This is a genomic window from Streptococcus mobilis, assembly GCF_059727625.1.
Window position 1 is genome coordinate 1477789 of sequence record NZ_AP041823.1, and the last position, 11002, is coordinate 1488790.

The window sequence follows — 11002 nt, forward strand, 5'->3', positions numbered from 1 at the left end:
AATACAAAGATTATTCTCCTTTCAGAGCATCAAACTTAGCTTTCATGGTTGGATTTTTCCGAGTCAATTTTTTAACGGAAACATCATCCAACTTGTTGTTAGCGAGGCGAAGTTGGTTTTCTGATGTGGTGAGGAATTTCTTGACTTCTTCCATCCGCTTGATGGCTTTGTCGATTTCATCGATAGCCTTGCCAAAGTTGACAGAAGCCGAATTGTAGTTCTTAGCAAAGGCTACTTTAAAGGCATCTAGGTCCTCTTCAAAGTGGGTAATATCAATATTTTGTTCACGGACAAGCGCCAATTCCTGCTTGTATTTAAGGGAATTGAGGGCCGCATTGCGCAGGAGCCCAATGATCTGGATAAAGAACTGAGGACGGACCACATACATCTTCTCATACTCGTGGCTAACATCGACAATCCCTGTGTTAAAGTAGTCATTATCTGCCTCAAGCATGGTTACTAAAACGGCATACTCACAGTTCTTTTCCCGACGGTCCTTGTCCAATTCCTTGTAGAAATCGGCATTCTTATGCTTCTTCTCTGTCCCGTCGGCTTCATTCTTCATCTCAAACATGATGGAGATAATCTCCACCCCATTTTCATCGCACTCGCGGAAAATAAAGTCGCCTTTAGACCCACGTGCAGAGACCTTATTGTCCTTTTCAAAATAGGCATTTGGGAAGGCAAAACTGCGAACCTTGTTGAATTCACTTTCCGCATACTGCTCCAAGCTTTCCCCAATGGCCTTGGTTGATTGTTGGGCCTTAAAATTCTTGTAAAACTCGACCTGTTCATTGGCTGCCTTTAGCTGGGCTTCGTAGTTTTGCTTGACAGAAGCTAGGGACAGTTCATTTTCCTTCTCTTGAAGGAGCAATTGGTTTTGTACCTGATCACGCTCCTTCTCCAAATTAGAAAGCGTCTTTTGCAGCTGATTTTCATGTTCCAAGCGCAAGGTGGCCAACTGATTCTCCAGTGCTTGCACTTCTTTTTCTTTCTCTAGCAGGCTTTGGCTAGCTGTTTGCTCCACCTCTTTTTTAGCCAATTCTTTTTCAGTATCAAACTGTTGAATCTGGTTTTGTAACTGAGCAATTTCTTGATCCTTCTTTGCTAACTTCTCTTGCTGCTCATTAAGGGCCTTTTGCTCTGCTAAAGCCAACTCTTGCCGAATTCGCTCATGAATTTCCTTGTCAAACTCTGCTGTCCGTACCTGTGACAAGAGTTCGCTGTATTGACTTTCGTTGACTGTAAAGACTTCCCCACAGTTGGGGCACTTGATTTCGTTCATAGTATGCCTCTTTCTCTATTCTTAGTATATTATATCATGCCACCAGTAAAATCAAAACCAGCAAACGAGGCTTGCTGGTTTTAAGTAAATATTCATTTTTTTATAGAGACTTTCCTTAAGTGAGGACGGACGGTAGCGACTCCCTTTGGGATTCCATACCTTAGATTTGAGCCTTGCGTCTCAAATCTACCGAGCACCAGAAACCAATGCGTTTCTGGTGCTTTCCTCACGGCGAAAAGTCTCAATCTATTTTGAACTAGTTCCAAAATATCCTTTTTCAATAGTCTCATTCAGTAATAACTTAAGATCTCTGAATAGAGGTTGCTTGTTTATAATCTGAAACAGTGAACTTCGCTTCCTGATCTCGACTTATTTCTTCTCAATTGGCGCGACACTAGCCAAGAGTTTTTTGAGACCCACTTCTGGGAAGTTGATCTTGAGCTCTTGGGTATTGCCACTACCAGAGACCTCTAGGACAGTCCCTTCGCCCCACTTCTTGTGAATGGCAATGTCGCCAATGGTCCAAGCGACACTTTCTTTGGCACCCGCTCGGTTGCTATTGCCAAAGGGGAGACTTGATGACGTGAGAGCACTTGGGGCTGCTTGTCTCTTGCGCTCTTGAAGGGCTTGCGACAGGCTCATGCCTTTTCCAAAGGTCGTTCCGCCTCCATTGCTATAAGAAGCCTTAAAGCTAGTGTTGACTGGACGGGCCAAGCCCTGGTAGGTCAATAAATCCGAGCTAATTTCATTGATAAAACGCGTCGGACGGTTGTAGCTGGTCCGTCCAAAGAGCAAACGTGAATTGGCATTAGTCAAGAAGAGAACCTTCTCTGCCCGCGTGATCCCCACATAAGCCAGACGACGTTCTTCTTCCAACTCATCTGGATCCTCAGCCGCACGACTAAGAGGAAAGACATTTTCTTCCATTCCAATCAAGAAGACGACTGGAAACTCCAATCCTTTAGCCGCGTGAAGGGTCATCAAGGTGACTTCTGAAGTTTCTTGAGCCCCATCGTCTGTATCGGCAATCAAAGCCAAATCGTTCAAGAAACGGCTCAAGGTTTCCACACCCGATTCGTCTTCGACGGTCTCACCATTTTCATCAAAATTCTTGGTAACAGACAGGAACTCTTGGATATTCTCGATGCGGGCCTGACTTTCCAAATTTCTCTGATTGGTTAGGGCCGTCATGTAACCTGTCTTGTCAAGGACCTCTTCGACCAACTCTGTAATGGTCAGCTGGTCCAATCTTTCTCTTAAATCAAGAATGAGATTGGCAAAGTCCCAGATGGCTTGGGCTGCCTTTCCTTTGATGCCTGAGAGCATGATATTGGCTGAAGCATCCAGGAGTGAAGACTCTTGCATTTGAGCAAAGTCACGAATCTTATCCACTGTACCTGGCCCGATTCCACGCTTAGGTTCATTGATGATGCGCTCAAAACTGATATTGTCACTGAGGTTGGCAATCAAGTTCAGATAAGCAATAACATCCCGAATTTCCTTCCGGCTGTAGAACTTGGTGCCCCCTACCATGGTGTAGGGAATGTTGGATTTGAGCAGCGATTCTTCAATGGTCCGTGACTGGGCATTGGTCCGGTAGAGAACAGCAAAATCACGGTGCTTGTAGCCAGCTTCGCGACTCAGCTCTTCAATCGTTTTAGCAACAAAGACCGCTTCATCCTGCTCGTCATTAGCCCGGTAATAGACAATCTCTTCCCCGTCTTCATTTTGTGTCCAGAGATTCTTCGGACGGCGGTGGCGATTGTTTTTAATGACATCATTGGCAGCTTGCAGGATGGTTTTAGTGGAACGATAATTTTCCTCCAACAAAACGACCTTGGCGTCAGGATAATCCTTTTCAAAGTCCAGGATATTCTGCATATCCGCTCCCCGCCAACCATAAATAGACTGGTCCGCATCCCCAACAACACAGATATTTTTAAAGCGAGAAGCCAAGAGTTTGACCAATTGGTATTGAGCATGGTTGGTATCTTGGTACTCATCCACATGGATGTATTGGAACTTCTGCTGGTAGTAGGTCAGTACATCTGGATGCTGATCAAAGAGACGCAGGGTCAGCATGATCAAATCATCAAAGTCTACCGCTTCTGACTGCCGGAGTTCCTTTTGATAAGCCTCATAACACTTAGCGACGATCTGGGTATACATATCTCCAGCCTGGGCGGCATAGGCCACTTCATCGATCAAGTCATTTTTGGCATTGGAAATAGTCCCCAAAATGGTCCGTTCATTCCATTTTTTTGGATCCAAATTCAAGGACTTCAAGATCCGCTTCATCAAGGTCCGTTGCTCACCTGGATCGACAATGGTAAAATTGCGATTGTAGCCAATGTGATCCGCATCTCTACGGAGGATACGCACACACATGGAGTGGAAGGTGGCAATCAAGCAGTCTTGGGTGGCTGGATTCAACTGATAAGCCCGCTCCTTCATCTCCCGAGCAGCTTTATTGGTAAAGGTAATGGCCAAAATATTCCAAGGATTGACCATTTTTTCATCGATCAAGTAAGCGATGCGGTGGGTCAAGACACGTGTCTTACCAGAACCAGCCCCCGCCATGATCAAGAGGGGACCTTCTGTCGTTTGGACCGCCTCTGCTTGGCGATCATTCATACCATTCAATAAAGGATTCATCTCATACTCCTCATTCATTCAATCGTTCTATTATACCACAAAAACCGGCCTAGCTTCTTTTAAAAAAGGACTCATTTGAATTTCCCTTCCAAAAACGATATAATAGTAGCTTAAAGAAAACAGGTTCATATCCGAGGTTGTAGGAGGAAATTTTGGAAAAACCATACAGTAACTTAAAACTGGCCGAACGTGGTGCCATCATCAGTATTTTAGCCTATTTACTACTTTCTTCAGCAAAATTAGCTACTGGCCATCTGCTTCACTCCTCTAGTTTGGTAGCCGATGGATTTAACAACTTATCAGATATTATCAGCAATGCTGCCCTGCTCATTGGGATTCGTCTCGCTCGCCAACCTGCTGACCGTGATCACAAGTTTGGTCACTGGAAAATTGAGGATCTAGCTAGTCTAGTCACCTCCATCATTATGTTTTATGTCGGTTTTGATGTCTTACGCGATACCCTCCAAAAGATCTTCAGCAATGAAACAGTTAGCATTGATCCACTTGGCGCTGGTGTCGGAGTGGTTTCAGCCCTTGTTATGCTAGGCGTTTATTTCTACAATCTTCGCTTAGCCAAACGAGCCAAATCTAAAGCCTTAAAAGCAGCCGCAAAAGACAATCTTTCAGACGTCGTCACATCTCTTGGAACGTCGATCGCGATCGCTGCTAGTGCTTTTAACTATCCAATTGTCGATAAAATCGTAGCCATCATCATCACCTTCTTTATCCTCAAAACAGCCTACGATATCTTTATGGAATCTTCCTTTAGTCTTTCAGATGGCTTTGACGATAGTCTCCTCGAAGATTACGAAAAAGCTATTTTAAAACTCCCTAAGATTGCGCGTGTGAAATACCAACGCGGACGGACCTACGGAAGCAATATCTATCTGGACGTTGTCTTGGAGATGAATCCCGATCTTTCCGTCTATGAAAGCCATGCGATCACAGAAGAAGTCGAGGATCTCCTGAAAGAAGAATTTGGAGTCTTTGACATTGATGTCCATGTAGAACCTAGCTCAATTCCTGAGGATGAGTTGATCGAAAACGTTGAAAAGAAACTCTTAACCTACGAAAAACGCCTCTATGCTAAGCAAGAGTTTGATACATTGCTAGCGGACAATTATACCTTGATTGACGATACCGGTCACGAACACAACAAGGCAGAATTAATAGAGGCTCTCGCAAGCGACCAAGTTCAATTCCAAAACTTTGAACTGGAGTCCATCAGTCAAAAAACCAAACTCATACGCTATGAACTAGACGGTCAAATCCATACCAGTCTCTGGCGTCGCCACGAAACTTGGCAAAAGATTTTCCATCAAATTACTAATAAAACAGACTAAAAGAGGCTGGGACAAAAGTCCTAGCCTCTCAATTATTTTTGGATTGTCGAGCAAGACGCAGTGGTTGAGTGGGCTCTACTACGCTGATTTCATCAGCTTTTACAGCCCTACTCAACTGTGCGGAGGTGGGACGACGAAATCGAATTCTAACGAATTACCGATTTCTGTCCCACTCTCTTTTTTACTTGATGTCGTCTGTTGCTACATCCGTTCCGAACCACTTCTTAGAGATCTTTTGGAACTGGCCCTTTTGATAGAGTTTTACGAAAGCTTCATCAATTTTTTTCTTCAAGGTTTTATCCGCCTTGCGCACCCCTACCGCAAAGGATTCTGTCTCAAAACCGACAGGAAAGACATTGTAGTCTTTTAAGATTCCTTCCGTTTGCAGATAATAGTTGGCATAGACACGGTCGATTAAGAGGCCATCGATCCGATCATTCTGAAGATCGATCAGCGCCTCGTTGAAACTCTGGTATTGGGTAGCCTTTTGATTTTTGACCTTATTTTTCAAGATTTTAGGATTGGCTTCAAAATCCATATAGCCGGAAGATCCGGTCTGGGCACCTAATCGTTTCTCTTTCATTCCATCTACTGATTGGATCCCAGAGGCTTTCTTAGTGACCAAGACTTGTTCATTTTTCATATAGGGCTTGGTAAAAGCAACACTTTCCCGACGTTCATCTGTTGCAGAATAGCCATTCCAGATGGCATCAATGGTCCCATTTTTCAGTTCCGTTTCTTTCATATCCCAATCAATGGGTTGCCAGTTGACATGAATCCCATAAGATTCAAAGACTTGATTGGCCAAATCAATGTCAAAACCCGCATAGGTTCCATCTTTTTGTTCAAAGCCCATGGGAACGAAAGTATTATCAAAACCAATCGTGATGGACTGCTCTTTTTGGTATTTTTGCCAGTTGTCCACTTTAGGATCACTCACTGTTTGTCCACAGGCAGTCAGAAGAGCGAGACTAAGGACACCTAGCAGCCATGGTATTACTCGTTTCATCCTCTCCTCCTATCTAGGCTCAACCTTGAGAAGAACATCCGCAATTGCTTCTGCAAATGGAATATCATGGGTAACAACGATCTGAGTCATCCCCAGTTCACGGTTTTGCAAGATTAACTTCTCAACTTCTAATCGCAATTCTGGATCCAAAGCCGAAGTCGGCTCATCATAGCCAATAATTTCTGGATCGATCATCGTAGCACGAGCCAATGCCACCCGTTGCTTCTGACCACCAGATAGAGAGAATGGATAAGCATCCGCATGTTGTTCAAGTCCCAAACGCTCCAGTAAGCTCATGGCTTTTTTACTCGCTTCTTCCTTGGTCACATTCATGGTATTAACAGGAGACAGGATCAGGTTTTCCATGACCGATAAATGTGGAAATAATTGAAAGTCTTGAAAGACAAAACCGAGAAGATTTCGTTTTTCTAAGGCATCCAGAGGCAAATTTTCACCATTGTAGATGATCTGACCTGAGTCAATGGTTTCAAGACCAGCTAACATGCGAAGCAAGGTGGTCTTTCCTCCCCCAGAAGGACCAACAATGGCGACGATTTGTTTTTCAGGAACGAGAAGATTGAAATCTGATAAGATCTGCTTATCCCCAAACCGTTTCGAAATTTGTTTTAATTCTAACATATGCTTCTCCTCCTATTTATAATATGAAAAGTTCTTTTCAACTCGCTTAGCAATGATGGTCACGATCCCAATGAGGATTAAATAAATAGCTCCCGCCAAAAACATAGGCGCTAGACTGGCATCACGATTGGCTGCCGTCCGACTAGCCAGGATCAAATCACTAATTCCCAGAGCATAGACCAAGGAGGTGTCTTTAATCAAGGACATGACTTCATTGAAGACACTTGGAAGAACGATCTTCACCACCTGAGGCAAAATGATATAGCGAATTGTTTGCCATGAACTCAATTTTAAGACCTTGGCCGCCTCATACTGACCTGTCGGAATGGCGACAATTCCTCCACGGAAGATTTCCGCAAAATAGGCTGCATAATTGAGAGTGAAGGCTGTGATAGCTGCAGGCAAGCGATCAATCCGAATCCCAATACTTGGAAGGACGTAATAAATAAAGATCAACTGAAGCAAAAGAGGAGTTCCTCGCATGATCCAGATATAAATCGTTAGGAGTCCATGCAGGATCTTTGAGCGCAACTGAAGCAAAAAAGCAACAACGATTCCTAGCGGAATCGATAAAATCAATACGAAAGCAAACACTTGCAAGGTGAGGCTTGCTCCCTTTAACAAACTTGGTAAAATTTCCAAAGCATACTGCATAGCATTCTCCTCCTAAAAAATTATTTAATGAACATCTTACCACAAAAATGAAAAAAAAACTAGTTTATTTTGATATTTATAAAAAAAATAGCCTTTCGGCTATTCTTCTACTTTTATAAATCCAAATTTATTGAGAGGATAGAGACGTAGATTCACGACTCCTTCGATCTGATTTTTATGGATATAACCAAACTCACGGCTATCTTCTGTATCTCCACGGTTATCATTTAAGACCAGATAAGTATCGGATGGGACACGACCAGCCTTGGTCCCTTTTAACTCTGATAAGAAGAAATCATCCGTATAATACCCATTACTCGTTGGAGCAGCTAGGTGTTTGTTCAGCATTTTATTCAGGTAAGGTTCTGGTGTTGCCTGTCCATTCAAATAGAGGACGTCATCTACGTAGCTGACTTCGTCGTTTTCTTTGGCAATGACACGTCCAAGGTATTCTTTTCCACCGACCTTGTATAAGACCAAATCACTGCGATCTACCTGAGCATTTCTAGTCGCTACCACAAGATCTCCAGTTTTTACAGAAGCATTAGCCATTTTATCATTGATACTAAATGGATGAAATACAAAGATTCGAAGCAAAATCAGTGCCAAAACCAGTACACCGACAATGATGACATTTCTAATTAAATCTCTCCTTGGCATGTATGTCTCCCTTCCTTTTTATTTATTATACCATGTTTTTGATCTTTAAAAAAGAGAAAGTAAGCATTAGTGAGAATTCTTATCAACACACACCAGAAGAAAAAGAAAAAACCTCGCGGTCGATCCTTTCGGACCAACCAGCAAGGCTTTTAGATATAATTTTCTATTAACGTACTGTACGGATACGCATTGTGTTTGTACGAACAGCTTCTCCAACTGGTACACCAGCAACGATAACGATATCATCACCAGATTTAACAAGACCAGCTTCAACTGCTTTACGTTCAGCAATTTCGAACATATCATCAGTTGATGAAGGAGCATCTGTCAACATTGGGATAACACCCCAGTTCAACATCAATCCACGTTCTGTCAATTCGTCAAATGTCAATGCCAAGATATCAGCATCTGGACGGTATTTAGAGATCAAACGTGCAGTGTGACCTGTCTTAGTCAAGGTTACAACCAATTTGATATCCATTGAGTTTGTAGCATCTTTAACAGCTGAAGCCATAACTTCTGTCTTAGAGTTACGTTCGAATGAAGCTGGATTCAAACGACCATATTCTTTCAAAAGTGTTTGAGCGTTCATGTCGATTTTCGCCATTGTAGCTACAGATTCAAGTGGGTATTTACCGTTTGCAGATTCACCTGAAAGCATTGTAGCATCAGTACCATCGATAACAGCGTTGAAGACGTCAGATACTTCAGAACGTGTAGCACGTGGTTTTTCAGTCATTGTTTCAAGCATGTTTGTTGCAGTGATAACAACTTTACCAGCAGCATTTACTTTAGAAGTAATCATTTTTTGGTAAACTGGAACCATTTCGAATGGTACTTCGATACCCATGTCACCACGAGCGATCATGATACCATCAGTAACTTCGATGATTTCATCCAAGTTTTCGATACCTTGTTGGTTTTCAATTTTCGCAAACAATTGAACGTGGCTGTTACCAGTTTCTTCACAGATAGCACGAACTTCTTGAACGTCTTTTGCAGTACGTACGAATGAGATTGCGATGAAGTTGATACCTTGTTCCAAACCGAAGCGGATATCGTCGTTATCGCGTTCAGCAAGTGCTGGGAAAGGAATCTTAGTGTTAGGGATGTTTACACCTTTTTGTTTAGCGATGATACCATCGTTTTCAACTTCAACAACGAATTCACGTTTTGCAGCGTCTTTTTCTACAACGCGAAGACCCAATTTACCATCATCAACCAATACTTGGTGTCCAACTTCAACGTCATCAAAGATGTCAAGCGCACCAGCAACGTTCAAAGCAATCACTTCACGAGTTGATTTAATACCTTGTTTTGTAGCAACGCGGATACGTTCACCAGTCTTGTATGAATATTCTTTAGCTTCGCCTTCGAACAATTCAGTACGGATTTCAGGACCTTTTGTATCAAGAAGGTAACCAACTTTTTTACCAGCGATTTCTTCTGCACGTTTAACAGTCGCCATACGTTCACCTTGTTCTTGGTGGTCACCGTGTGAGAAGTTGAAACGGAAAGTGTTCGCACCAGCTTCGATCAATTTAGCAATGTTTTGTGCTGAAGCTTCAACGTCAAGTTTTTCAGCCCAGTATCCATCTTCACCGAATTTTTTACCGCCACGGATTTCTACCGCAGGACCTAAAGTTGCAACGATTTTTACACGTTTGTTCATGATATATATGACTCCTTTTTAAATATATCTGTCTTTTTAAGACAAGGTTAACGAATTTATGAAATAAAATTAGATTGAAGACAAGCTACGGTTCAACTCGGCAAGACCAAGATCAGCTTTATGTGGATTGTTTACCACAATCTTACCATCTTCTGTCAAGCTAAAGAGGGCTCCTTCTTCTGCTTTACCAAGGATTGGGTTTTCAACCATTTTTTCATTACGGATACCAACGGCTACACCACCGATTCCTTGTTTCAACAATTTAACTGCATGTGCTCCCATACGTGAAGCAAGAACACGGTCACGCGCAGTAGGTGAACCACCACGTTGGATGTGGCCAAGCTCAGTCACACGAAGGTCACTTTCATCACCAGCTTCTTTCAACGCTTTACCAAATTCATCTGCAGACATCACGCCTTCAGCCAAGATAATGATGTTGTGGGTACGACCTTTTGCGTAACCTTCTTTGATGCTCTCAACAACATCTTCGATCTTGAATCCTTCTTCAGGGATGATGATTTCATCTGCACCAGATGCAATCCCTGCCCAAAGAGCGATATCTCCAGCGTTACGTCCCATCACTTCGATAACGAAAGTACGGTGGTGACTAGATGAAGTATCACGGATCTTATCGATCGCGTCCATTGCAGTTGTGACTGCCGTATCAAAACCAATTGTAAAGTCAGTTCCGACGATATCGTTGTCGATCGTACCAGGAAGACCAACAGCTGGGAATCCAAGCTCAGTCAAGCGCATCGCACCATGGTAAGAACCATCTCCACCAATAACGACAACACCTTCGATCCCGTGTTTCTTCAATTGCTCGATCCCTTTTAATTGACCTTCGCGTTGTGCGAATTCAGGGTAACGAGCTGAATGAAGGAAGGTACCACCACGGGAAATAATATCTCCAACAGATGAGGCGTCAAGGGGCTGAATTTTACCAGCAACCATTCCCGCATATCCATCATAGATACCGAAAACTTCCATTCCTTCTGAAATTGCTTGACGAACAACTGCACGGATGGCAGCGTTCATTCCAGGGGCATCTCCACCACTAGTTAAAACAGCAATACGTTTCATTT

9 protein-coding genes are annotated in these 11002 nt (G+C 42.9%); 1 reads left to right on the forward strand and 8 read right to left on the reverse strand.

Annotated elements, in window-relative coordinates:
- Positions 1-10: 10 nt before the first annotated feature.
- Positions 11-1285 carry a DUF2130 domain-containing protein gene (locus tag AC6IZR_RS07055; RefSeq protein ID WP_201037173.1) on the reverse strand — a complete coding sequence of 425 codons (1275 nt, stop codon included), beginning with the start codon at positions 1283-1285 and terminating at the stop codon, positions 11-13.
- 369 nt (positions 1286-1654) lie between these two features.
- Positions 1655-3940, reverse strand: coding sequence for a DNA helicase PcrA (gene pcrA / locus AC6IZR_RS07060; protein ID WP_497848349.1), 2286 nt, complete (start codon positions 3938-3940; stop codon positions 1655-1657).
- Positions 3941-4092: 152 nt separating this feature from the next.
- Between pcrA and AC6IZR_RS07065 the strand changes: the two genes are divergently transcribed.
- Complete coding sequence (locus tag AC6IZR_RS07065; RefSeq protein ID WP_150905788.1) at positions 4093-5283, forward strand: cation diffusion facilitator family transporter; 1191 nt, start codon at positions 4093-4095, stop codon at positions 5281-5283.
- Positions 5284-5464: 181 nt separating this feature from the next.
- Here the strand turns inward: AC6IZR_RS07065 and AC6IZR_RS07070 are convergent, their stop codons facing one another.
- The 6 genes from AC6IZR_RS07070 to pfkA form a co-directional block, all read right to left on the reverse strand.
- Positions 5465-6292: an amino acid ABC transporter substrate-binding protein gene (locus AC6IZR_RS07070; protein ID WP_497848350.1), complete on the reverse strand. Its 828-nt coding sequence runs from the start codon at positions 6290-6292 to the stop codon at positions 5465-5467.
- Positions 6293-6301: 9 nt separating this feature from the next.
- Positions 6302-6931 (reverse strand): amino acid ABC transporter ATP-binding protein, encoded by a 630-nt coding sequence (locus tag AC6IZR_RS07075; RefSeq protein WP_497848351.1) that lies wholly within the window; start codon positions 6929-6931, stop codon positions 6302-6304.
- A 12-nt stretch (positions 6932-6943) separates the two neighbouring features.
- Positions 6944-7585: an amino acid ABC transporter permease gene (locus AC6IZR_RS07080; RefSeq protein ID WP_023917742.1), complete on the reverse strand. Its 642-nt coding sequence runs from the start codon at positions 7583-7585 to the stop codon at positions 6944-6946.
- Between the two features lie 99 nt (positions 7586-7684).
- On the reverse strand, positions 7685-8245 hold the full coding sequence (gene lepB / locus AC6IZR_RS07085; RefSeq protein ID WP_003006560.1) for a signal peptidase I: 561 nt from the start codon (positions 8243-8245) through the stop codon (positions 7685-7687).
- Positions 8246-8411: 166 nt separating this feature from the next.
- A complete protein-coding gene (gene pyk, locus AC6IZR_RS07090; RefSeq protein ID WP_013903352.1) occupies positions 8412-9917 on the reverse strand; it encodes a pyruvate kinase in 1506 nt (501 codons plus the stop codon).
- Positions 9918-9986: 69 nt separating this feature from the next.
- A complete protein-coding gene (pfkA, locus tag AC6IZR_RS07095) occupies positions 9987-11000 on the reverse strand; it encodes a 6-phosphofructokinase (RefSeq protein ID WP_021152956.1) in 1014 nt (337 codons plus the stop codon).
- Positions 11001-11002 lie beyond the last annotated feature (2 nt).